Here is a 22,903-nt window from a genome sequence, read left to right on the forward strand (position 1 = left end):
ATGGTATGACGCCGGAGTTTAGCTGTGAGGTGAAGGATCTGGCTAGCCCCTGTAAGCGACAAGCCTAACAAGCTCAGTAAATTGTACGGTGGCATGTAATAATAGAACGGCATTGATGGTGAGACGGAGAGACATGGACGCAATTTACACGTTCTTCTTAGTAGGCGGTTCCCTGATGGCGCTCAGCATTTTAGCGAGCCGTCTTTCTTCAATGATGGGAGTGCCGCTGCTACTGATTTTCTTAGGACTTGGCATGCTGGCGGGGGAAGAGGGCCTGCTAGGGGTTGAGTTTGACGATTACACCATGGCGTTCACGATTGGCCATCTAGCGCTCGCAATGATTCTGCTGGATGGCGGCCTTCGCACTCGATTAAAAACGTTCCGTGTCGGCTTTAGGCCTGCGCTCTCGTTAGCCACCTTTGGCGTCTTTATCACCAGCGCTATTGTTGGTGTCATTTCCATGTGGGTGTTTGACCTTTCCCTAGTACAGGGATTGCTTGTTGGGGCAATTGTTGGCTCCACCGATGCCGCAGCCGTGTTCTCGATGCTTAGCGGCCGTGGGGTTAACCTCAACGAGCGGGTAGGGGCCACGCTGGAAATTGAATCGGGTACCAACGACCCGATGGCCATTTTCCTCACGTTGATGTTGGTCGAGCTGTTGGTTGGTGATATTGGCGGCATTGGCGAAACACTGCTGTTCTTCATTTCCCAGTTTGGGATTGGTTTAGTTGTTGGTATTGGTGGTGGTTGGCTAAGCGCTAAGCTGCTGCGTTGGTTAGATCTAGCCCCGGGCCTTTATGCCATGCTAGCGCTGGCGCTTGGGTTTAGCGTGTTTGGATTAACCAGCGTGCTAGGCGGCAGCGGCTTCCTGGCCATTTATTTAGCAGGGTTGATGATTGGTAATCAGCCTGGGCGCCACCTTAACTTTATTCTTCCGGTACACGACGGGTTGGCTTGGCTGAGCCAAATTGGTTTGTTCCTGGTGCTGGGCTTACTCGTCACTCCAAGCCAGCTCTGGGACGTGGCATTGCCAGCAGGGCTAGTTGCGCTAGCACTGATTTTTGTTGCACGCCCCCTTGCGGTGCTGATCACTATTAAGCCATTTTTCAAATTCCGCTGGCGAGAAACCTTCTTTATTGCCTGGGTTGGCTTGCGGGGCGCGGTACCTATTGTATTGGCTATCTTCCCGTTAATCGGCGGGGTAGAAAACGCCTCGTTGTACTTTAACGTAGCGTTTGCGGTGGTACTGATGTCGCTGCTTATTCAGGGCGGTTCGCTAACATTTATGGCGCGATGGCTGAAAGTAGAAGTACCCGTAGGTACCACGCCGAACCGCCGAGGGCCGCTGGGCATAATGCCGGATAATGATTTTGAGATGTTTGTTTACGTGGTTGAAAACGAAGACTTAGAAGATGTTCCTATCCGGCTACTGCGTTTCCCTTCGGGCGCATTGATTTCGGCGCTATTTCGCAACCACGTTATGCTTCACCCCAAAGGGAGTACGCGGCTTAAGCTTGATGATGTCATTTGTGTCATTGGCCGCACTGAAGACCTAGTCGCGCTCAATCGCCTATTCAACGGCGATGCAAAGCTTAAACAAGAGCGGGCCTTCTTTGGTACCTTTACCTTGGATGGCGAAGCGCAAATGCAGGATATTGCCCAAGCCTATGGTTTAACCTTAAGCCCCGGCGAGCAGGACATGACGCTTGCGGAGTTTATCTCGCTACGCGTCGGCGGCCACCCAGTAGTCGGCGACGATGTCGACTGGCATGGTATTCACTGGGTGGTTAGTGAAATGGAAGGCGGGAACATTACCCGTGTTGGCTTAAGGCTCTACTAATTAACCGGAAAGGCGTTGACTTCCAAGGGAAAGCTGTTATTATACGCACCCATAAGCCGGAGGGATGGCAGAGCGGTTGAATGCACCGGTCTTGAAAACCGGCATAGGTTAATAGCCTATCCAGGGTTCGAATCCCTGTCCCTCCGCCAAGTATTACGAATAAGCCGCTGATTTCAGCGGCTTTTTTGTGTCTGTAATTTAGTCAGCCCATACCTCAGCCCATACTTTGGTTTTGGCTTTCACTGAATAGAAACAAACCTCTCTGGACGCTCTCTCTTCGTAAGTCGTTTTTTGATACTCACCTCCATGGCTCAACTCCCTCAAAAGCTTCACTGATGCACGCTCGTGAGGGCGAGGTGACAGCCTCTCTTCTTTCAGATAATGTCCTCTGAAGAGTTTTGAATGGTAGCCACTGGCTGGTAACGACCCAAAGCGGCCATGCCGACAAAGACAGCGGGCGCGGTTTTTTGAGTATATGGGGTATTCTCGATGAATGGTGTTATGTGCTTAAAGGTGGCGGAAGATGATCATAATTAAGACTAAAGTTACAGCTATTGTATTCCTTGTATTAATGGCATTTTCTATCCATGCTCAAGCCGCCGACGAGGACCACATCCGATCAAACCTTGCAGCCGATTATGCACAGTGTTGGAGTTACTACGCGATTACTTCTGAAGGCGTACGTCGCGGCGGGCAGAACGACTTGGCCGAGCAATTCACTGCTCTTGCGAATGAAGCATTCCTAAAGGGGGTTACCCTTAGTAATGCTGAGGTCACAAAGGCTAGGGCGGAGATGGCACGCATGCAGCAGTTTAATGAAATCCGTAGTGATTTTTCAAATCTTGAAATCCTATTTGTAAAGTATAATCAACTCTGTAATGGATTAATGGCTGACCCAATAAGCCGTGAAGAGTATGGGAGGCGTAGCGGGCAGTAATGTTTGTTAGAAAAAGTGGCGAATAACTCTAGATCAAACAGGCGCGCTATCGACCCTGAGCGGACTTCGCTGAGACCGGATATTCATAAGTACCTTTGGCTCACAATGCGCGTTTTTCTGGTTGGGTTTGAAATACAAATGTTTGGTTTTCTGGAGCGGCTTTTTCAAAGTTTTTATGAAACAAGGTGTTAGGGGAAAGCTATTGATGATTATGTGCAATATCCAAAGGATGGTGAAAATGTTAACGCGCATGCGGCATTTATTTCTCTAAATTTCAATGCATTATAACTATATGGTCAGGATGGTGGTGGCCAGAAAAGCACGCATGCGCACTAATAAACTGTTACGTGAAGCCATATGGAAAGATTTGAAACATATACCCGCTTAGGTGGAGATGATAGGTTTAGATGGATTGCCGAGAGTAATCTAGACACGTTTGAGGAAATCGACCCAAAAGTGAAAAAGCTTTGGGCTGATATTTCATCATTGCTATCAAGCTGTGATGACCCCGAAAATCCTCCAGCCGAATACTACACGCTCCATATAGAGCTAGATCCTCTGGAGGAGGCTAGAGACCAGTCATGTATTATTGCTGTTGTGTTCACGGCGATGTACTTTGAGGCCTTTATTTATGACTATGCTGCATCTTGTTTAGGAGATAAGTATTCGAAAGATCACTTGGACAAATTAGACTTCGTATCGAAGTGGCTAGTTATCCCTAAACTGATTACTGGAAAAGAGATATCTAAGTCTGGCCAAGCTTATGAATCATTGAAACGCCTCCACAAAGATCGAAACTCTCTCGTGCATCTGAAATCAAGAGAAATGAATTTCGATAATGAAGAATTGGCAAGTTATATGAAGGCGCGTGAACAAGATATTCAAGAATCAACGAAAAACTGTAGGAAAGCGTTAAGGTATGTAATCCAAGAGCTTTTGGCAATTGACCCAGATCATCCAAAGGTTATCTTGGCGAGTCAATCACGTAACAAGTCAAAGCACTCAGACGCAGCTAGCTGCGCCGGTGTTTGAAGCGTTATGAATTACGAGAAAGGTGAGCCATCGTGCCAATTGAGTTGCCAGTAGAGTTACGGTTCCCGATGGGAGGAACAACTCCGTTAACCGACAGAGCGGTTCAAGACTTTATTAGCCTTGCGCGAAAGGCCTCATCTAGCACCATTGGTCGCCAACAGATTATTGAAAAATTTAAGGAATTTTTGGCTGTTGCGAGTGGTGATCAGTACGCCAAAAGCTCTAGTTTGTCGTGGGCTGAGTCAGACCTAGAATATCACGCTGACAGAGCTGCATCCGACGCACCTGGTTTTATCGCCGCCTTCTGCGATGCATGTGAGGCACTTGAAAACTGGGGAGTAGCTGTTCCCGGGCACCAATACGTTAACAATATCCTTGAGAAACATTCGGTTCCGTTTAGAGTCATCGATAATCAGCTGATGGCCACTGATGAGCACTGAAGTGGCTATAGTTTCCCGGACACACAGACGCAGGTAATATCTCCTGCTTATAGAGGTGTGTCATGACTCAGAAGAAAACCAATTCTTATACCGACGAATTCAGAGAAGGTGCCGTCAAACTGGCGATAGAATCGAATCAGCCAGTTGCCCAGTCCGCCCGAGAACTGGGGGTGAACGTCAATACACTGCATACCTGGATCAATAAATTTCACGGCGAACCACCGCCAGGCTCCGGTAAGCAGGTAAATGACGTGCATCTGTATGAGGAGCTAAAACAGCTGCGTCGTGAAAATGCCCGACTCAAGGAGGAGCGGGAACTGTTAAAAAAGGCGGCAGCCTTCTTCGCCAAAGAATCACGCTGAAATACACCTTTATCATGCACCATCAGAGCGAATTCAGCATCGCTCTGATGTGTCGGGTGTTTGACGTTTCTCGAAGCGGTTATTACGAGTGGCAATTACGGCCGCCCAGCTTGAGAAACCAGCGAGATGAAGCGTTGAAGGCCAACATTCATAAGCACCATCAAGCCAGCCGAGCGACGTATGGGACGCGACGTCTCCAGCAGAAGCTGTCGGAAGAGAATGAATCAGTCAGTCGGCGTCGCATTGGCCGATTAATGCAGGAGGAAGGCTTGGCGTGCAAAACAAGGCGCAAGTTCAGGGCAACGACGAACTCGAAACATGATAAACCCGTTGCTCCCAACCTGCTGGATCGACACTTCACCACGGAGAAGCCCGATCAGGCTTATGTGGGGGATATCACTTACATACCGACACGGGAGGGGTGGCTTTACCTGGCGGTGTTTATCGACTTGTATTCGCGCGCTGTCGTAGGTTGGTCAATGGATAGTCGCATGCCGACCTCGCTGGTCAATGATGCGCTTACCATGGCGATTTGGAAGCGTAGGCCTAATGCCGGATTACTGGTTCATAGCGACCGCGGAAGCCAGTATGCATCGGACAACTTCCAGCAGCTGCTGACGCAACATGGTTATCGGTGCAGTATGAGCCGTAAGGGAAATTGCTGGGATAATGCCCCGTCAGAAAGCTTTTTCCACACGCTAAAGACGGAACTTGTTCACCATGAAGACTTCAAGACACGGGCTGAAGCGAAGCAAGTCATCTTCGAGTATATCGAAGTGTTTTATAACCGGGTGCGGCTGCACTCCAGCAATGGCTATATGAGTCCAGTGGACTATGAGTCAGCGCTACCAGTAGCTGCTTAAAAATATGTCCGGAAGACTGTTGCCACATCAGTGAATCTGTATGACTGACTCAGGTGATAAATGTCGTCTTAAACGGCGTAATGGTACGCCAGGTGCGGGGGGTAAGATCACCCTGCCTAAAGTAGTGGATTGATATGTCAAAGTGATGAAACCCGAAGGGCAGCACTAGACGCTAGGTGCAATGCAGCAGGTTTGCTGCTAAGATATAGCACGTTTTTGCACTACTCTTTCTTTTTCCCAGCTGTAAAAGAATCTCTGCCAATGACTGTATTTACACATCGTTTTTTAGGGCTGATGACTCCACCCTAGCTCCAAGCTCCCCCCACTTGAGGTGCTGATAGCGCTTTCACTGTGCTGTCATCGCTTTCTGGTACTTAAGCCTTCAGTACCTGATTTTCTTGTACATGAACGTAGCCGTACCTAAAGCTAGCTTTCCACTATTGAAAAACTACAAGCTGATTACCCCAGCGTGCCAATGTGTTGGCGATGCTTCCTATTGTTGGCTGCGCTGTTAGCCCGTTTTTGGCTTGTCGTTACCCCAAAATCATGGACCCCTCGCATGTACGAAAAGTTTAAACAATCATGGCTCTCCAACCTCAAGGGTGACACCTTAGCTGGACTTGTTGTGGCGCTTGCGCTAATCCCCGAGGCCATTGCGTTCTCGATTATTGCCGGTGTTGACCCGAAGGTCGGCCTTTACGCCTCGTTTGCAATCTGTGTGATTATCGCCTTCGCAGGTGGCCGCTCGGGAATGATCTCCGGCGCTACCGGTGCTATGGCACTGCTGATGATAACCCTAGTTAAAGATCACGGGTTAGAGTATCTGCTGGTGGCTACCCTGCTCACGGGGGTGCTGCAAATTATTGCGGGCTATATAAGGCTCGCTGAGCTGATGCGTTTTGTATCGCGTTCTGTGGTAACAGGGTTCGTTAATGCCCTGGCAATTCTGATTTTTATGTCACAGTTGCCCGAGCTGACCGATGTCACATGGCACGTCTATGCGATGACACTTGCGGGCCTGGTGATTATTTATGGCTTCCCCTATGTACCCGCAATCGGTAAAGCTATCCCTTCGCCACTGGTCTGCATCGTTGTTCTTACCGTCGTTTACATGATGACCGGCATGGAGATTCGCAGCGTAGGTGATATGGGTGAACTACCCGATACGCTGCCAGTTTTTTTGTGGCCCGATGTACCGCTGAACCTAGAAACGCTGATGATTGTATTGCCCTATTCAATTATGTTGATGGTGGTGGGGCTACTAGAGTCAATGATGACAGCCACGATCATCGATGATTTGACCGATACCAAAAGCGATAAAAACCGCGAGTGTAAAGGACAGGGCATTGCCAATATTGGCTCGGGTCTAATCGGTGGTATGGCAGGCTGTGCCATGATTGGCCAGTCGGTAATCAATATCAAATCCGGTGGACGTCGTCGTACCTCTTCGCTGATTGCTGGAATCGCGCTGTTGTTGATGGTCGTTTTCCTGGCGGATTGGGTATCGCAAATCCCCATGGCGGCGCTGGTAGCGGTGATGATTATGGTGGCAATCGGTACCTTTAGCTGGGAATCGATTCGCGACCTGAAAAAGCACCCTATGAGTACCAATTTTGTCATGGTGGCCACCGTTATCGTAACGGTAGGCACCCATAACCTAGCGATTGGCGTCTTTGTTGGTGTGCTGTTGGCGGCGATGTTCTTTGCCAATAAAGTCGGCAACATTATGTATATCGGCTCTAAAGAAGTAGAACCGGGGAAAGAGCGTGAATATGAAGTCGTCGGTCAGGTGTTTTTTGCTTCTTCTGAGCGCTTTATCGCCGCCTTCGACTTCAAAGAGAGCATCGATAAAGTCACTATCAATCTTTCCCGCGCACACTTCTGGGATATCACTGCCGTACAGGCGTTGGATCGCGTGATAATTAAATTCCGCCGTGAAGGTACCGAGGTTGAGATGGTGGGCTTGAGCGAAGCCAGCGCGACGGTAGTGGATCGCTATGCGGTTCATAACGACCCCGAAGCAGTTGAAAAACTGATGGGCGGCCACTAACCAATGAAGGAGAGCGATATGACTGATCAAGTATTAGCCGCGATTGACGGCTCCCAGTATGCAGAAGGCGTCTGCGATTACGCCGCCTGGGCAAGCTTGGCCATGGATGCACCGTTAACCTTTGTGCATGTGGTCGACAACCATTCTGAAATACCCGAAGAGCAGAATCTTTCCGGCAACCTGCGATTCGGTGCCCGCGAACGGTTAATGAAAGAGCTTTCCGACCTTGATGAGCAGCGCGCCAAGGTGAATCGCGAGCAGGGCAAGCTAATGCTGGAGGCGGCCAAAGAACGGGCGATAAAGGATGGGGTCAGCGACCCCATCACTCGCCAGCTCAACGGTACCCTAGTTGAAACGTTAGTAGAGCTTGAAAAAGACGTGCGATTGCTGGTGGTGGGTAAGCGCGGTGAAACCGCTCACCAGGCCAGTGGCCATCTTGGCTCTAACCTTGAGCGGGTAGTGCGTGAAATGCACCGCCCGATCCTGATGGTGCCGAAAACCTTCAAGCGGCCTGAAAAAATATTGATGGCCTTTGACGGCAGTAAAACAGCCCGTAAAGGCGTCGAGATGCTGGCCCGTTCACCGCTCTTCGTAGGCACCGAGTGCCATGTGCTGATCATCGGTGCAGAAACGGCTGAACGCCGCTCTGAGCTTGAATGGGCGTTAAGCACGTTGCGTGAAGCGGGCCATCAAGCCGAAGGCGCTATTCGTGCTGGCGAGGTAGACGAAGCGCTACAAGCCTACGAAAAAGAGCACAGCATTGACCTGCTGGTGATGGGCGCCTACGGGCATTCCCGTATTCGCCACTTACTGGTAGGTAGTACAACCACGGCCATGCTACGTGGTAGCCGCATACCGGTGCTGATTTTGCGCTGAGTTTTGGTAAGAGCAACAGCGCATAAATATTTAGCTCGCATTGCGACTTGTTACCCGCAGCCGGCCCTCATTTTTTGAGTGAGCCGGCTTTTTTGTTCTAAGGAGAGGCTAATGAAGACTTGGCAGCTCAATAAAACGGAGATATCGGTTCACCAGACGGACGTACCTTTATTGCTAGAAAATGCGTATGCAAAACCTGCTACCAAAGAGCATATAAAAGCCTTGGGCAGCGGAGTGATTGGTGAAGCTTGGATGGTCTCGCAACCTTTTCAGGAAGGGCCAACGATGATTAAATTTGCACCACCCCAAAGTAGTGATGGTGATACTAAAACGCTGGCTTTATGGGCCAAGTGCTACCGTAAAATTATTATTGTGTCAGAGCGAGAAGAGCTTACTACGCTCTCTATTCCTCTACCCGGCGCCAACCCCCATGTTCAAGGCGTTGAAGAGGCAGTACGGGAAGCTGTTTTTGCATTGAGTGATCAACTGCAACACTCGAAACACCTGCAACACTTACACCTTTATGCTTCCGATGAAGAGAGCGTATGGGCATTATTCAACTCAACGTCCTAATCTAGCCGTCTGGGTATTAGGCCGCTTGAAATTGATGGCTTTCCAGCTCTTCGATAAACGGCGAGGGCTGATCGTGGTAAGTAAGGTCAAGCTGATGCATTGTCCGTGTACAGGCCACGTAGAGTAAGTTGCGCTCCATATCCGTTGCGTAATGGGTGGCCGTTACCTCGGGCACAATAACACGGTCAAATTCCAAGCCCTTCGCCATATGAGCGGTACAGATAATAATGCCCTGTCCAAACGCGGTGCTTTGTTCAGTGAGCAACTGTATCTTATCGAATTGTCCTTCTAACGCTTTAAAAACAAGGCTGGCCTGCTTTTGGGTTTTGCACACAATACCCAAGGTATTATGTGTTGAGGCTGCAAACTCTTGGGCTAGCTGCTGAATGGCTGTGTGCGACTGCTTGCGTGAGGCGCAGCGGTGAATAGCAGGCGATTTGCCATGACGCTCAATCGGCTCTAAATCGGGGTTATAGGCGATATGCTGGGCGAAGCGAGTTATTTCAATACTGGAGCGGTAGCTTTTGTTGAGTGTCACGTACATGGATTGACGCAGCACTCGTCGAATCTGCTCGGCTTTCGAGGCGCTATAAGGGTTAACCGATTGGTAGCTATCGCCTAGCACGGTTTTTTTGCAACGAAACAGCTGGCCGATAACCGCGTACTGTACGGGGGTATAGTCCTGCATTTCATCGATTAATAGATGCTTGGCATTCCGCCACCGTGAATGGACTCCCTCCAAGCGCATCTTTAAATAGATCAGCGGGAATACGTCGGCGTACTCAAGCCGCCCCCTGGAAGCTGTCTTGAACAGTTCGGGGTTACCCAGCCAGGTGTAAAACGCCTTGTAGGTTTCGCGCAGGGTTTTCTGCTGCAGCATGCCCTTAATAGTGGCTTTGAGTGTCTTGCGCTCGTCAGGCGCTAAATCATAGTTATATTGATTGCCAATTTTCTGCTCTATTTCCCAGCTCACCTGTTTTAGGCGCTCATTGGTAGGTAGGTTGCGATGCTTTTTAAACACTTCTTCCAGTAGCCAGCCAGGCACTAATCGCCGAGCAATCCAAATATCCTTAGCCTTAAAGCGTTTCGCTTCTACGTCGGCCGCGTAACGATCAAGCTCTTTAAGAAACTCGGGTGAGGCTTTGAAATGCAGGCGCGCCTTCATAGCCTCGTCGTTCTTTTCCAGTAGCGCCGTGGTTTGTTCAAAAAATGTTTCGAATCGATACTGGCTGTCGAGCAACTCGTCGGCCAATGTTTCCATCCCTACTTGATTAACCGTCTCTTCACCCAGCTCGGGCAGCACGTTGGCGATGTAGTCAGAAAACACCTGGTTGGGCGAGATAATTAAAATATCTTCGGAGGTGAGGGTGTCTTTAAATCGATAGAGTAGAAATGCAATCCGGTGTAGCGCAATCGAAGTTTTTCCAGAACCCGCCACCCCTTGAATAATCAGCGTATGGGCTTCGTCGTTACGGATAATCGCATTTTGATCACGCTGAATGGTGGCAACGATGTTCTTCATCGTGTCGTCAGACGCTTGGCTCAGCGTGTCCTGGAGCACATCATCGACCACGTGAACATCGCTATCGATCATCAGTTCAATGCTGGCTTTCTTTATTCTGAACTGCCGCTTGAGGCTGATTTGGCCTCTAATCTCGCCTTTCGGGCTCTGATAGCTGGCGGGGCCTGTTTCGTAATCGTAAAACAGTGACGCAATGGGGGCCCGCCAGTCGTATATGCGGTTTTGACCGGCCAGATCGTCGTAAAAGTGGTGAATGCCGATATAAATCGGCATGGGAGTCGCTTTAGGGGAGCCCCACTGGGCAAAATCGAAGCGCCCAAAATAGGGTGAGTGCCTGAGCTTTTCGAGTTTATGGCGGCGTGCCAAGGCATTGTCGCCAGTCATTACCGCTTGCTCAATTGACTCGCGGGCGGAGATTTTCTCAATGTGATCCATCTCATCCCGGCTTGTCCATAAATACTCTTTTTGGGCCTGTATGTCCTCCGCATAAGCCGCTAGGCGTTGGTTAATCTCTTCTATGTTTAGGTCAATGCGTTCAAGGGTGTGCATTAACTGGCGGTGTTCAGCGTCGCGTTGAGAGATGTTGGTTTTGGTATCCATAGTGCCTGTTAAATGGGGAGTATTTACGTCTTAACGTCTTGTAAAGTAAGTCTTAGTTCAAACAGCGTTTATTTCGCGGGTAGTGTGAAACGTAAGCTCTGGCCATCTTTCAATAGTAATGTCCAGTGCTGCGCGAGTAGGGGGCATAAAGGCCAGGGCGCCCGCTGCGTCGTAGGCTAATCGTACAGAGCTAGTTTGGGTAAATCGCTTTAGCTGATGTATATCCTCACTCGATACCCAGAGCGCTTTATGCACAGGCACGCTTTCAAAGGTAGCGTCAATGTTGTATTCCGTAAGTAAGCGATGAGCGACGGTTTCAAACTGTAGCTGCCCAACAGCGCCCATAATCATCCCGGTCTTTTCTAGCGGTTCGAATACCTGGATAGTGCCTTCTTCACCTAGCTCTTTAAGCGCTTTGTTTAACTGCTTTGAACGTAGCGGATCGTTTAGACGCGCCGTTTTGAAAATTTCAGGTGAAAAGTGAGGGATGCCTGCGATGGCCAATAGCTCGCCTTCACTTAGCACATCGCCAATACGCAGCTTGCCATGGTTGGGGATGCCAATAATGTCGCCTGCATAGGCGGTGGTAAGGTGTGCGCGTTCTTGAGCCATAAAGGTAATAGCGTGGTCGAGTCGAATAGGCTTGGCACTTCGCGCGTGGTTAACTTTTAATCCCTGCCGATAGACGCCGGAGCAAATACGTAAGAACGCAATTCGGTCGCGATGCTGTGGGTTCATATTGGCTTGAATTTTAAACACGATACCTGAAAATTGTTTCCCATCAGGATAGACGGTTGTTTCTTTCGCTTCTCTAGGACGTGGAGAAGGTGCCCACTGGGTAAGCGCCTCTAGAATATCGCGCACGCCGAAGTTGTTAATCGCTGAACCGAAAAATACCGGCGATAAGTCACCTGCTAGAAAAGCTTCCTGGTTAAAAGGATCAGCTGCTTCTTGAACAATTTCCAACTCCTCTTTGAAAGTGGCGTGGGCAATAGGAAAATTCTTGGTGAGGTAAGGATCATCAACGCTTTCTAGCACTTCCACTGCCTGATGAGCAGTGTTATCGCCTGGGGTGAACTTAAGCATGTGGTGGCGACGTAAGTCGAAGACACCTGCAAATTCTTTTCCCATGCCTACAGGCCAAGTAATGGGGGCGCAGGTGATACCCAGAATTTGCTCAATTTCATCAATGACGTCTAATGGTTCACGAACTTCACGATCCATTTTATTGATAAAGGTGATAATCGGGGTTTTACGCTGACGGCACACTTCTAATAATTTTATGGTTTGTGCTTCTACCCCTTTCGCCGCGTCAATGACCATTAATGCGGCATCTACAGCGGTTAGCACGCGGTATGTATCTTCGGAAAAATCCTTGTGGCCTGGCGTATCGAGCAGATTAATTACACACCCTTCGTGCTCAAACTGCATGACAGAGCTTGCTACTGAAATACCCCGCTGCTTCTCCACTTCCATCCAGTCGGAGGTGGCAAATTGCTGGCTCTTTTTGGCTTTTACGGTACCCGCTGTACGGATTGCGCCACCGTACATCAATAGCTTTTCGGTTAAGGTGGTTTTGCCCGCATCAGGGTGCGAAATGATGGCGAAGGTACGACGACGTTTTACTTCTTGTTCAATGGGGAACTGAGCTGCAAGAGCGGCGTTTTCCATATTGACCTCGTGGTGTGGTTTGGCGAAGAGTAAAACTGGATGAGATTACTCCTCCATGTAGCGCCAAGCCTGAACGCCACGAACCAAAGCGCGATTAGTAACGCTAAGAAATCGCCCGCGTTCTAAAATAGCCGATGTCACACCAGCCCCATGGATATCGCGATAAACCACCAGTAAGGGTGTTTTGGCATTGGTGGGTAAATAACTGTGCACGCTAGTCCACTCAGTGGATGTCGTTAATTCGTCGATGTTGGGAATAAAGGCGTTTTGTAATTGCATGGTCACTCCACTCACAGGTCGGTTTCGGCAAATCATTGCGTTACAAAATGCAATGAATGCATAGCGTTGTCTGGAGGGAGTAGCGCTAGGGTGGCGTAGGGCAAAAGCCGTTGTGTAACCGTGCCATTGAGTTACCTCATGCAGTTACCAGCGACCTTAAACAAAGGTATCTGGGGTAAATTGAAGCGGAATCTTACTTCGATTGACCGCTACTCAGGTTTGGTGTTCCGTAGGATGTCGTTACCACTAGAGTAGGCCAAGCGCGATGGTGTGAATTCGTCAAGCGCTTGGTTCATACCCTAAGTTGATGGTTAGTGAGCTAGATGACCTTAAGTTCAGGATAGAATCGTTTTAAGCAAAGACTTGTGTCCATTCATCGCGTTTTTCAAGCAGATCGCTGGCAAGAGCTTGAGCGCCTTTCAGGCTATGACTGGCAGCCCAGCCGCACTGCATTTCGTTGCAAGCGGGTACTTCGGTAGCCGTTAAAACGTCTTCCAGTGTCTTATCGAGTATCTTAAGTACTTCCTCATAGTCATCGTGGTTAATCATCGCGATATAGAAACCGGTTTGGCACCCCATCGGGCTGATATCCACGACCTTATCCGTATGATTACGCGAAAGCTCGGCCATTAAGTGTTCGAGTGAGTGTAGGGCGGGCATTTCCATGTGAGCTTGGTTAGGTTGGCAAATGCGTAAATCGTATTTATGAATACGGTCGCCGTTCTGGCCCTCTTTGATATCAGCAAGGCGTACATAGGGGGCTTTCACCTTGGTGTGATCCAGATTAAAGCTCTCGACGTTCATTTTTTGCTCAGTCATGTGGGATATCCAATGTTTAATGTCTAGGGAGATTATTTTCTATTTCAACTGTAGGTGAAGCCGTACAGCGGTGTGGACTTAGATTCTAGGCGCATCGTAGTCATAAGGTTCGTCGCTATATACACAGACATTAGCGTGATCGATATCGCCGTCCTTAGCTTCCACGTGTTGGGCAAAAAACTGTTTTATCTCTTGGCGATTGCAGTGCGCTTCGAACGAATCACGATTAGCCCATACTTCGTGAAAGACAATGGGGTAACTCGCCCCTTTGGCATTCGGGTGATCAATATGGCGAGTCACCGTGTATGCTAGGCAGCCATCTTCTCGATGAGTATTTGGTTCTAGCCTTTGAAGCGCTTCAAATACGGCTTCCTCTTTTCCGGGCTTAGGTTTGAAGTTGGCAATGCAATATATCTTGCTTGACATATACGGCTCCTAGGCTGGTTTAGTTATTTTAACAACGCTGCTGCTTGACGTAGCGCTTCGGCTTTATCGATTTTTTCCCAGGGGAAAGCGGTAAAGGTTTCTACCTGCGCCGCGCCCTTATCATCGATCCAGTGGTAGCTATGCTCAAACGGCTCGCGCCCAAAGTGACCGTAGGCGGCGGTAAGCTGATACATCGGGTGCAGCAAGTCGAGCATAGTGGTAATGGCAAAGGGCCTGAGGTCAAAATGCTTCCGAACAAGGCTCACAATCTTGGCATCGTCGATGGTGCCAGTGCCAAAGGTATCAATGGCCACAGATGTGGGTTCAGCGACACCGATTGCATACGAAATTTGTATTTCACACTTATCGGCTAAACCAGCGGCAACAATGTTTTTGGCGACATAGCGACCCGCGTAAGCAGCACTGCGGTCGACCTTTGAGGGATCTTTTCCGGAGAATGCACCGCCACCGTGACGCGCCATACCGCCATAGGTATCAACGATAATTTTTCGACCGGTTAGGCCGCAATCGCCCACCGGGCCACCAATCACAAATTTACCCGTTGGGTTAATGTGGTACTGGGTGTTTTCATCCAGCCATTCATCAGGCAGCACTTGCTCAATAATTTCGTGCTTAATAATGCTGCGAAGCTCTTCCTGGTCGATGCTGGGGTCGTGCTGAGTTGATAGCACGACAGCATCAACGCCACAGGGCATACCCGCAGCGTTATAGCGGAAGGTCACTTGGCTCTTGGCATCGGGGCGTAGCCACGGTAGTAAACCGTGTTGACGAAGTTCTGCCTGACGCTCGACTAAGCGGTGCGAATAGTGAATCGGGGCGGGCATGTACGATTCGGTTTCGTTCGTGGCGTAACCAAACATTAAGCCTTGGTCACCAGCACCTTGATCTTCGGGCTTGGTGCGATCAACGCCCTGAGCAATATCAACGCTCTGTTTGCCGATTAGATTCATCACGCCGCAAGTGGCGCCATCAAAACCAACGTCTGATGAGTTATAGCCAATATTGGTAATAACGTCGCGAACTAGCGTTTCCAAATCTACCCAGGCAGAGGTGGTGATTTCACCGGCGATAATCGCCACACCGGTTTTAACCATGGTTTCACAAGCCACCCGCGCCTGCTTGTCACGGGCGATGATGGCATCTAAAACAGCATCAGATATTTGGTCGGCGATCTTGTCGGGGTGGCCTTCTGAGACGGATTCGGATGTAAAGAGGGTAAACGTGTTATGCATTAAACAGTCCAATTAATGAATAGTGAGTCGTGGCTTAATATTTTCAAACGCAAGCATCGAAAACGACTTAGCTAACGCGGTCGTAGCCACCGAGCACACCCTTTTTACTGAGCACAAATTGCCACAGTTGAATGTCGCGAGCGCGGAAAGCACCCGCACAGCTAAGCAGGTAGTAGCGCCACATACGGTAAAAACGCTCGCTGAACTGGTCTTTGAACTGAGGCCAGCTCGCTTCAAAGTTTTTATACCAAGCCATTAGCGTGCGGTCGTAATCTGCGCCAAAGTTGTGTACATCTTCCACCACAAACAGTGACTCCGCAGCGTTGGTCACTTGGCTCAAGGCGGGCAATTCACCGTTGGGGAAAATATACTTATCAATCCAGGGGTCTGGAGAGGTATTACGTACATTTTTGCCAATGGTGTGCAGCAAGAAAAGGCCGTCATCTTTTAAACAGCGATTGGCTACCTTCATGTACTCGCGATAGTTTTTGCGACCCACATGCTCGAACATTCCGATACTGACAATGCGGTCAAATTGCTCGGTTTCATCACGATAATCTTTTAACCGGAATTCAACCGGTAACCCGCTCTGCATTAGCAGCTTGCCGTATTCTGCTTGCTCTTTTGAAATCGTCAGGCCTACGCACTCAACGCCGTAATGTTCGGCGGCGTAGGCCATAAAGCTTCCCCAGCCACAGCCGATATCCAGCACGCGCATGCCGGGTTTGAGCTTAAGTTTGCGGCAAATCAGATCGAGCTTGGCTTCCTGGGCCTCGTCGAGCGTTTTGGCATCTTTCCAGTAGCCACAGGTGTAGGTCATGCGCTTGTCGAGCATGGCGGCATAAAAATCGTTGCCAAGGTCGTAGTGTGCCTCGCCGACCTGAAACGCACGTTTGGCGGTTTGTAAGTTGACCAAACGTGTTTTTAGGTGGTGAAACACTAATTTGCTGTGATTGACCTGATCGGGAAGACGGGCACGCATCAGTTTAAAAAAGAACTTATCGAGGTCATCGGTTTCCCAATCACCGTCCATATAGCGCTCACCTAGGCCGAGATTGCCTCGTGCTAAGGCATCTTCAATCACGCCATGGGCATTTAACCGCATATCCCAGGGACGGTCACCATTGATATGAATATCTGCATTTTCAAGCAGAGTCGCCACAAATAGCTGTGAGGAAGAGGTTTCGTCAAAGAACGCAGTGTGAGGGAGAGGTAGGTATTGCAATGAATTCGCCTTGTTTGAAGAGTAAAAACTTACCAACATGAGGTAAGTGCTTTAGTCTGAAAATCAAACAATGCTTAGGGTGGATTGGTTGTCATCGTTGCCAGCACTTATTGCATTAGTCCATAAGTAACTGATCGTTTTTCATGATATTTTCTCATGAGAAGCAATCAAGCGGAGTGCATAAATGTCGGGCAAAAAACTAGGGTGGGGTCATCAACTGTGAGAGTAGGTGTGGCATGGTTTATGATCCTGCTGATGTATTCTATCGACAGCGAAAAGCCTTCGTTAAGGAAGCCTAGTAGCCAGTAACCGCGCAGATAATGTTAGCAGATTAAATACCAGTTATCACCCTGGTGCCCTATCGGACGAGCGTCGTAGCGAAGCATTACCTTACCCACACTAAGGGAATTAGGCACATTTGGTAGCGACAGTGGCTAACCGGTGGCTTTACATGGCGATAACAATTAGTCATAGCATTACCCTACCTGATAGGTTAGGTGTTGCATTTGGTCATTGAGACCGCCCAGTTTCTGGCACCGCACAACGTGATGATCGCGTTTGACGTTAGTAACCGGCCGTAAAGGGGTGGAAATGCTAGCTAAAAGTCCCTTGTTTGAAGGCACTACTTGTCATGCCGTCATTGTGGGCGCAGAAACAGCTGAACACCGCTCGCAGCTTACCTGGGCGTTAGAAACGTTACGTGCACTGCGAAGGCGCGGGCGAAGTGGAAGAGAAGCTGCGTACCTATAAGCAGGAGCACAGTATCGTTATGCTGGTAATGGCCACCTATGGCCACTCGCGCATTCGCCACCTTCTAGTGATTAGTACTACGACCTCGGTGCAGCGTAACGCCCAACTGCCGGTGTTAACTTTGCGCTGAACACTTGCTTTCATTGCTTGCTACTTACTGCTCCGCCGTGCAGTTGGCTGCTTCCCGCAGCACGCGCTGTGCCAGTAGCCATCCGGCAACGATGAACACCAGCATACCTAATAAAAGCGAGTAAAAGGGTGCACCCACTCCAAGGGCTAACCCCAGTACCGCAGGCGCTATGCCGGTGGAGAACACCATGGATGCGCTAAGTGCTGAGCGTACCTTGCCAAGATGCTCAGCGCCCCATAGCTTGATCAGCAGACCAGAGGCGATAAGCTCCTGAGCGCCCATGGCTAACCCGCCGCCTACCATTAGTGCCCAAATGCTGATGTTCCCACCGATGGTTAACGCCATCACCATAGCGATGGCGTAGGGTAACAAGTAAAGGCGCGCTAGCTTCACGGGCCCCAATTTATCGATCCATCGACCGCCTAGTAACGTCCCCGGCAGTTTGGCGAACCCCATGCCGGTCAGCGCCAGTGCATAAACCGCCAGTGAGCTGTCGAGGGCTTCGGTTAATTGGGCTTGATAAATAAATAGCCCCGTCATGGTGATAGGCAGTGACATTAACAGGGGCAATAACAACCAGAAGCGTTTATCACGAAAGGGGCGAGGGCCGTGGGGTGTTTGTTTCGTCGGTTTAACGCTCGGCGCGCTGGGCCAGGGGGCTTTCATTAGCAGCCACAGCCATGGAAGTGCAATAGTCCCGCACATTAGCCACCAAAAAGTTTGCCAACTGCTCCAGATAAGCGCCGCAGCAACCAACGGTGGTAGCAGCGCTTCACCCAGTGGAATGCCTAAGTTTGCCAACCCAATGGCGCGGCCACGCATGGTGGAAAACTCTCGGGCGGCAAGCGTGTTACCCAAATGGGTCAACATACCCTGACCGCATAGCCGTACTATGCCAAGGCCGACTATCCCTAACCACCACCAGGGCGATAAGGTAAGCAGCACAACGCCGGTTAATAGCAGTAATAATATGATTGCTGCGAAACGTCGTGGGTTTATCCAATCAACAGATGGCCCAAAGCGCAGCATGCAGAAGCCCGCTATCAGAGTAACCACAGCATAAGCGGTGCCAAACTGGCTGACACTAAGCCCAAGGTGGTCTGAAAGAGGGGCTTGAAAGAGGCCAATGAAATAACTCTGCCCAAGGCTTGAGCTAAACATGGCCAAAAAAGCGATACTGAGTACGCTGCGGTGATCGCGCAGCAGGGTGCGATAGCCCATCGAATAGTCCCTTACGCGATCAAACAAATTAGTAGGGTAACGATTGTAGGCTAACTGGAGACGCAGATGAATCACCCCGAGGTGGATATAGCCGTTATCCGTGAGAAACTGATGACACTCGACACCACGCTTCGCGAGGAGAGCGCAAGCAGTGAAGACTCACGCGATACTGTAATGTTGGATCAAACGTCGGTAGGTCGGCTGTCGCGTATGGATGCAATGCAGGGGCAAGCGATGGCCAAAGCAGGCGAGCAGCGCCGCCAGTTAAAGCTAAAGCAGATTGCCGCTGCCCTGCAACGCATTGAGAGTGAGAGCTTCGGTGAGTGTATCGAGTGCGGCGAATGGATTGGGGCCAAACGCCTCACCTGGGATCCGTTAGTGCTGAAGTGTATTGAGTGTGCCGATTAGCCAGGGTATGCAGGCTCCTCTTGAACGCTTTGTAGCCCTCCAATTATTAACTGAATTTAAATAAAGCGCTGAAAGAGAAGTATATTAGAAGACTTTTAAAGACTGCTTTTGGCCGAGGCTGTGTGAAAACGTAGCTGTCGCTATACTTATCCCATGACAGAGTGTGGGAGGTAACGATGAAACGGTTCGTCGCAGGTGAACCCCGATCCCAAGCTACCTTGTTTCCTGAGCTTCTGGATGATTTTGTCTCTGAAGATAATCCGGTTCGAGCCATTGAAGCTTTTGTTGATGCCCTTGATCTCAAACAGCTGGGCTTTAATGGCGTTGACCCTCATGCGACGGGTCGGCCCGCCTACCACCCCGCCGTTCTTTTAAAAATCTATCTTTACGGCTACCTCAATCGCCTCCAATCTAGCCGCCGTCTGGAACGTGAGGCACAGCGTAATGTTGAACTCATGTGGCTAACGGAACGCCTAGCGCCGGATTTCAAAACGATCGCAGATTTCCGCAAAAACAACGGCAAAGCGATTCAAGCTACTTGCCGCGACTTTGTCATGATATGCCGACGTCTAGGGCTTTTTTCACATTCGGTAATGGCGATTGATGGCAGCAAATTTAAGGCAGTCAACAATCGAGACCGTAACTTCACCTTGGCTAAAATGAAGCGGCGGGCAGAAGAAATCGATAAAAGTATTGAGCGTTACTTACGCCAGCTCGACGCAATGGATCAAGGCGCCGCCGCTATCACAGAAATGCGCACGACTGGTTTGAAGGAAAAGATCGCTTCCCTAACAGAAGAAGTTCAGCAACTGCAATCCATTGAAATTCAAAGAACTGAGTCCCCTGATCAGCAAGTCTCTTTGACAGACCCTGACGCTCGCTCCATGACTGCGCGAGGAACGGGAATTGTAGGCTACAACGTGCAGACGGCTGTCGATAGCCAGCATCATTTGATTGTTGCCCATGAGGTAACCAATGTCGGCAGTGACCGGCGTCAGCTTTACCGGATGGCCCAACAAGCACGCGCTGCTAGTGCTGTTAGTGATCTCCACGTCGTAGCTGATCGCGGTTACTTTACTGGTGAGGAGATACTTGCGTGTCACAAGGCCGGTATCACGACGTATCTTCCTAAGCCTAAAACCTCGCCTAGCCAGGCTAAAGGTATGTTTCCCAGAGAAGCGTTCCACTACGTGCCTGAGCGTAATGAATATCGCTGCCCAGCAAGGGAGCGCCTGATTTGGCGCTTCAAGAACGTTGAAAAAGGCCAGACGCTTAATTGCTACTGGAGTTCGGCTTGCCCGAATTGCTCAATGAAGCCGCAATGCACCACAGGTATCTATCGGCGTATCAAACGGTGGGAACACGAAGATGTACTGGAGGCGGTAAAATTTAGACTGGATCAGGCGCCGGATATAATGCGCATCCGTCGTAAGACGGTCGAGCACCCCTTTGGCACGTTGAAAGCGTGGATGGGAGCGACGCACTTCCTGACTAAGGGACTTAAGAACGTCAGCACGGAAATGAGCCTCCATGTACTTGCTTATAACATGAAACGCGTAATGAATATCTTTGGCACCCAGGGGTTAATCCAGGCAATGCGTGGGTAAGGGCTTAAACCTGGTTCTGGCAAGTTTGTAAAGGCGACAATGCTCTTTAGCGGGTGTTTCTTAGTGATCATCTCAAACAGCTAGAGATGCGGAAAATAATAAATAAAGACGTTCTGAAACGTATTGATAGCCGATATTCGTGCCAAGACGGCTAGATACTGTCATCGGCAACTAATTTTTAAGTTTTCACACAGCCTCGGCCGATAGCGGCCAAGCCAACTTTGGTGATGCAGAGTTGCATATCTGAGAATCATGGCACTGAATGCATCTGGTGCCAGGGAGAGAATTGCTTAGCCTGTGCTGTTTAGGTGTGTTGTTATTATCTGTATCAACCTGATGGTCGAGAGGAAATTGAACTGACGCCTGATAGCGCCATCGAAGGAAATATCAGATAAAGGTCGGCTTTTGCTGACAAGCTATTACTACCCGTTCTTGCAGGATGGGGTCTTCGCGGAGAACTTTATGGACTACGAACATGCAATTGTGAAATTCGAAGACGGGATTGGCACCCTGTTCTGCAACGGCTGCGGCATTATCATCGCTGAGGGTACCCAGCATGAGGATAGAGAGCACTACTGTACCATGTGCATGAGCGGCAATTGTAAAGCAAAATTCAAGGAAGGAAACTGACATTCCCAGCCCGCCACGCTCCGCGTTTTAGGGAAGGGGGCGTGGAATAGATGTTGTGAACATCATTAATCTGAAAACTCTTTAACATCCGCTCTTGGCGGTTTGCTGAAGTAACGAAAAAATAAAGCCAGTTTGACGGATGGAGCTGCCTTTCCGGCAGCTCCGTTATATGAATCTGGGGCTCTACAAATACCCCATTTCGGCGAACGACCTACAACCATCACTCCCCACCACCACGTGATCAATCACCCGTATATCCATCAAGCCAAGAGCTTCCTTCAGTCGTTCGGTAATACGCCGATCCGCATCGCTAGGTTCAGGGTCGCCGCTAGGGTGGTTGTGAACGAGGATGACAGCAGCGGCGTTGTAGGCCAGTGCTGCTTTCAGCACTTCCCGTGGATAGACGCTTGCTGCGTCGATAGTGCCGCGAAACAGCTCTTCAAATCGAATTACACGGTGTTGGCTGTCGAGGAACAGCACGCTGAACACCTCGTGCTCATAGTCCTGCAGCAGTAGCTGCAGATGCTCAAACGCTTGCGAAGGCTGGGATATCTTGCGGCCTTTAGCGAGCTTGCGCCGTGCGAAACGCTTGGCCATGGTGATTATGTCAGTTTCCGTGACCGGTGAAGTGACTAAGTAAGTGCCCGCCACTTCACCGGCTTTAAGTTTGGCGTGTGTCATGGTTGTCTCCAAAAAATAAAAAATGCCGGGGTGATGGCCCCGGCGTCTATGTCGTTAATGATCGATTGGTGTAACTATGGGAAGGTCGTGTCACGCTGCCATCACTTGACTGATCCGCCGCTCCATCTCTTCATAAAAGGCCTCGACCCGTTCGGCAATGGTGCGAATCATGATGTCGTCACGGTAGGCACGTTTGATAAACAACGGCATGCCGGGCCAGTAGCTCACGAAGTCGATCCACTCCCGTTCGCTGACCCATAGCCCCCCCTGGCATTGGGGTATGTGTTCATCAGGTATTTCTCCATTCAACAGCACTTCGATTTGGAACTTGGGCAGTTTGGTTTTGATTTCCAGCAAGCCTTTATCACCCACCAAACTGTCAGGTGAGTAACCCACCTCGTGATTGAGGATAATGCCCACTTCCTGTGGCTCTGGTTCGCCAGTGGCATCGCGGTAGAGCTCTCTTGCCACACTTTCTAGCTCGTGGCCCCGTCGGGTATGGGCATTGCCTTGAAACGGCTCTGCCAGTTCACCGGTAATCCGCTCGCCGATTAGTTGGTGCATATACGAAAAGGCCCCAGTACCAAATCCACCAGGGCCTTTGCCGTTGACCAGCAGCGTTTTTAGCTCCGACATGGTGACGCGCCCTAAGCGCGCCGCTAGCCACTCAGGGGAGCCTTGCTCCATGTTGAGTATCTGCATGGATGC

Annotated in this window: 21 protein-coding genes, 1 tRNA gene and 1 pseudogene; 13 read left to right on the forward strand and 10 right to left on the reverse strand. The window is 49.9% G+C overall.

Annotated elements, in window-relative coordinates:
* Positions 1-133 precede the first annotated feature (133 nt).
* The 9 genes from J4377_RS08590 to J4377_RS08630 all read left to right on the forward strand — a co-directional run bounded on the left by J4377_RS08590 (position 134) and on the right by J4377_RS08630 (position 8,973).
* Positions 134-1,840 carry a potassium/proton antiporter gene (locus J4377_RS08590; RefSeq protein ID WP_038484061.1) on the forward strand — a complete coding sequence of 569 codons (1,707 nt, stop codon included), beginning with the start codon at positions 134-136 and terminating at the stop codon, positions 1,838-1,840.
* A gap of 58 nt (positions 1,841-1,898) precedes the next feature.
* Positions 1,899-1,989 (forward strand) — tRNA-Ser (locus J4377_RS08595).
* A 374-nt stretch (positions 1,990-2,363) separates the two neighbouring features.
* Positions 2,364-2,777, forward strand: coding sequence for a hypothetical protein (locus J4377_RS08600; RefSeq protein ID WP_083004036.1), 414 nt, complete (start codon positions 2,364-2,366; stop codon positions 2,775-2,777).
* Between the two features lie 357 nt (positions 2,778-3,134).
* Entirely contained in the window at positions 3,135-3,809 is a 675-nt protein-coding gene (locus J4377_RS08605; RefSeq protein ID WP_083004039.1) for a hypothetical protein, read from the forward strand.
* 32 nt (positions 3,810-3,841) lie between these two features.
* Positions 3,842-4,249, forward strand: a complete 408-nt coding sequence (locus J4377_RS08610; protein ID WP_083004043.1) for a hypothetical protein — start codon at positions 3,842-3,844, stop codon at positions 4,247-4,249.
* 62 nt (positions 4,250-4,311) lie between these two features.
* A protein-coding gene (locus tag J4377_RS08615; RefSeq protein ID WP_156886207.1) for an IS3 family transposase occupies positions 4,312-5,474 on the forward strand; the annotation gives its coding sequence in 2 pieces (ribosomal slippage) (positions 4,312-4,585 and positions 4,585-5,474; 1,164 coding nt in all).
* Between the two features lie 559 nt (positions 5,475-6,033).
* Positions 6,034-7,524, forward strand: coding sequence for a SulP family inorganic anion transporter (locus J4377_RS08620; protein ID WP_083004047.1), 1,491 nt, complete (start codon positions 6,034-6,036; stop codon positions 7,522-7,524).
* A gap of 18 nt (positions 7,525-7,542) precedes the next feature.
* Positions 7,543-8,400, forward strand: a complete 858-nt coding sequence (locus J4377_RS08625) for a universal stress protein (RefSeq protein WP_083004051.1) — start codon at positions 7,543-7,545, stop codon at positions 8,398-8,400.
* Between the two features lie 111 nt (positions 8,401-8,511).
* Positions 8,512-8,973 carry a hypothetical protein gene (locus J4377_RS08630; RefSeq protein WP_083004054.1) on the forward strand — a complete coding sequence of 154 codons (462 nt, stop codon included), beginning with the start codon at positions 8,512-8,514 and terminating at the stop codon, positions 8,971-8,973.
* Between the two features lie 16 nt (positions 8,974-8,989).
* Here the strand turns inward: J4377_RS08630 and J4377_RS08635 are convergent, their stop codons facing one another.
* The 7 genes from J4377_RS08635 to cfa all read right to left on the reverse strand — a co-directional run bounded on the left by J4377_RS08635 (position 8,990) and on the right by cfa (position 16,768).
* Positions 8,990-11,095, reverse strand: coding sequence for a UvrD-helicase domain-containing protein (locus J4377_RS08635; protein ID WP_083004058.1), 2,106 nt, complete (start codon positions 11,093-11,095; stop codon positions 8,990-8,992).
* A gap of 57 nt (positions 11,096-11,152) precedes the next feature.
* A complete protein-coding gene (locus J4377_RS08640; RefSeq protein ID WP_083004062.1) occupies positions 11,153-12,766 on the reverse strand; it encodes a peptide chain release factor 3 in 1,614 nt (537 codons plus the stop codon).
* Positions 12,767-12,811: 45 nt separating this feature from the next.
* Complete coding sequence (locus J4377_RS08645; protein WP_083004065.1) at positions 12,812-13,045, reverse strand: hypothetical protein; 234 nt, start codon at positions 13,043-13,045, stop codon at positions 12,812-12,814.
* Between the two features lie 351 nt (positions 13,046-13,396).
* Positions 13,397-13,864 (reverse strand): S-ribosylhomocysteine lyase, encoded by a 468-nt coding sequence (locus J4377_RS08650; RefSeq protein WP_083004069.1) that lies wholly within the window; start codon positions 13,862-13,864, stop codon positions 13,397-13,399.
* A gap of 78 nt (positions 13,865-13,942) precedes the next feature.
* The gene (locus J4377_RS08655) at positions 13,943-14,290 is read right to left on the reverse strand and encodes a putative quinol monooxygenase (protein ID WP_083004072.1); all 348 of its coding nucleotides are present in this window, start codon (positions 14,288-14,290) and stop codon (positions 13,943-13,945) included.
* A gap of 23 nt (positions 14,291-14,313) precedes the next feature.
* Positions 14,314-15,543, reverse strand: coding sequence for a methionine adenosyltransferase (metK, locus tag J4377_RS08660; RefSeq protein WP_083004076.1), 1,230 nt, complete (start codon positions 15,541-15,543; stop codon positions 14,314-14,316).
* Between the two features lie 67 nt (positions 15,544-15,610).
* The gene (cfa, locus tag J4377_RS08665) at positions 15,611-16,768 is read right to left on the reverse strand and encodes a cyclopropane fatty acyl phospholipid synthase (protein WP_083004080.1); all 1,158 of its coding nucleotides are present in this window, start codon (positions 16,766-16,768) and stop codon (positions 15,611-15,613) included.
* Positions 16,769-17,292: 524 nt separating this feature from the next.
* Here cfa and J4377_RS08670 point away from each other — a divergent pair.
* Positions 17,293-17,648: pseudogene (locus tag J4377_RS08670) on the forward strand (universal stress protein); the annotation flags it as partial.
* 24 nt (positions 17,649-17,672) lie between these two features.
* Here the strand turns inward: J4377_RS08670 and J4377_RS08675 are convergent.
* Complete coding sequence (locus J4377_RS08675) at positions 17,673-18,869, reverse strand: MFS transporter (protein WP_083004083.1); 1,197 nt, start codon at positions 18,867-18,869, stop codon at positions 17,673-17,675.
* A gap of 66 nt (positions 18,870-18,935) precedes the next feature.
* Here J4377_RS08675 and J4377_RS08680 point away from each other — a divergent pair, with 66 nt between their 5' ends.
* The 3 genes from J4377_RS08680 (at position 18,936) to J4377_RS08690 (ending at position 21,514) form a co-directional block, all read left to right on the forward strand.
* The gene (locus J4377_RS08680) at positions 18,936-19,277 is read left to right on the forward strand and encodes a molecular chaperone DnaK (protein WP_083004087.1); all 342 of its coding nucleotides are present in this window, start codon (positions 18,936-18,938) and stop codon (positions 19,275-19,277) included.
* A 176-nt stretch (positions 19,278-19,453) separates the two neighbouring features.
* Positions 19,454-20,884, forward strand: a complete 1,431-nt coding sequence (locus J4377_RS08685; protein ID WP_192539604.1) for an IS1182 family transposase — start codon at positions 19,454-19,456, stop codon at positions 20,882-20,884.
* A 462-nt stretch (positions 20,885-21,346) separates the two neighbouring features.
* Complete coding sequence (locus J4377_RS08690; protein ID WP_198036768.1) at positions 21,347-21,514, forward strand: hypothetical protein; 168 nt, start codon at positions 21,347-21,349, stop codon at positions 21,512-21,514.
* A 183-nt stretch (positions 21,515-21,697) separates the two neighbouring features.
* Here the strand turns inward: J4377_RS08690 and radC are convergent, their stop codons facing one another.
* Both radC and J4377_RS08700 read right to left on the reverse strand, forming a co-directional pair.
* Positions 21,698-22,195 (reverse strand): DNA repair protein RadC, encoded by a 498-nt coding sequence (radC, locus tag J4377_RS08695; RefSeq protein ID WP_083004097.1) that lies wholly within the window; start codon positions 22,193-22,195, stop codon positions 21,698-21,700.
* 90 nt (positions 22,196-22,285) lie between these two features.
* Entirely contained in the window at positions 22,286-22,897 is a 612-nt protein-coding gene (locus J4377_RS08700; protein ID WP_083004100.1) for a lambda exonuclease family protein, read from the reverse strand.
* Between the last annotated feature and the right edge of the window lie 6 nt (positions 22,898-22,903).

The organism is Halomonas sp. XH26 (genome assembly GCF_024138895.1).
GTDB classification, from domain to species: Bacteria; Pseudomonadota; Gammaproteobacteria; order Pseudomonadales; family Halomonadaceae; genus Vreelandella; species Vreelandella alkaliphila.

Bases quoted from the DNA above. Each gene is read 5' to 3' on its own strand.
- J4377_RS08620 (WP_083004047.1), top strand. From the start codon at position 6,034: ATGTACGAAAAGTTTAAACAATCATGGCTCTCCAACCTCAAGGGTGAC.
- J4377_RS08640 (WP_083004062.1), bottom strand. From the start codon at position 12,766: ATGGAAAACGCCGCTCTTGCAGCTCAGTTCCCCATTGAACAAGAAGTA.
- J4377_RS08630 (WP_083004054.1), top strand. From the start codon at position 8,512: ATGAAGACTTGGCAGCTCAATAAAACGGAGATATCGGTTCACCAGACG.
- J4377_RS08685 (WP_192539604.1), top strand. From the start codon at position 19,454: ATGAAACGGTTCGTCGCAGGTGAACCCCGATCCCAAGCTACCTTGTTT.
- J4377_RS08625 (WP_083004051.1), top strand. From the start codon at position 7,543: ATGACTGATCAAGTATTAGCCGCGATTGACGGCTCCCAGTATGCAGAA.
- J4377_RS08645 (WP_083004065.1), bottom strand. From the start codon at position 13,045: ATGCAATTACAAAACGCCTTTATTCCCAACATCGACGAATTAACGACA.
- J4377_RS08680 (WP_083004087.1), top strand. From the start codon at position 18,936: ATGAATCACCCCGAGGTGGATATAGCCGTTATCCGTGAGAAACTGATG.
- metK (WP_083004076.1), bottom strand. From the start codon at position 15,543: ATGCATAACACGTTTACCCTCTTTACATCCGAATCCGTCTCAGAAGGC.
- J4377_RS08635 (WP_083004058.1), bottom strand. From the start codon at position 11,095: ATGGATACCAAAACCAACATCTCTCAACGCGACGCTGAACACCGCCAG.
- J4377_RS08605 (WP_083004039.1), top strand. From the start codon at position 3,135: ATGGAAAGATTTGAAACATATACCCGCTTAGGTGGAGATGATAGGTTT.
- J4377_RS08700 (WP_083004100.1), bottom strand. From the start codon at position 22,897: ATGCAGATACTCAACATGGAGCAAGGCTCCCCTGAGTGGCTAGCGGCG.
- J4377_RS08675 (WP_083004083.1), bottom strand. From the start codon at position 18,869: ATGGGCTATCGCACCCTGCTGCGCGATCACCGCAGCGTACTCAGTATC.
- J4377_RS08600 (WP_083004036.1), top strand. From the start codon at position 2,364: ATGATCATAATTAAGACTAAAGTTACAGCTATTGTATTCCTTGTATTA.
- radC (WP_083004097.1), bottom strand. From the start codon at position 22,195: ATGACACACGCCAAACTTAAAGCCGGTGAAGTGGCGGGCACTTACTTA.
- J4377_RS08650 (WP_083004069.1), bottom strand. From the start codon at position 13,864: ATGACTGAGCAAAAAATGAACGTCGAGAGCTTTAATCTGGATCACACC.
- J4377_RS08655 (WP_083004072.1), bottom strand. From the start codon at position 14,290: ATGTCAAGCAAGATATATTGCATTGCCAACTTCAAACCTAAGCCCGGA.
- J4377_RS08690 (WP_198036768.1), top strand. From the start codon at position 21,347: ATGGACTACGAACATGCAATTGTGAAATTCGAAGACGGGATTGGCACC.
- J4377_RS08590 (WP_038484061.1), top strand. From the start codon at position 134: ATGGACGCAATTTACACGTTCTTCTTAGTAGGCGGTTCCCTGATGGCG.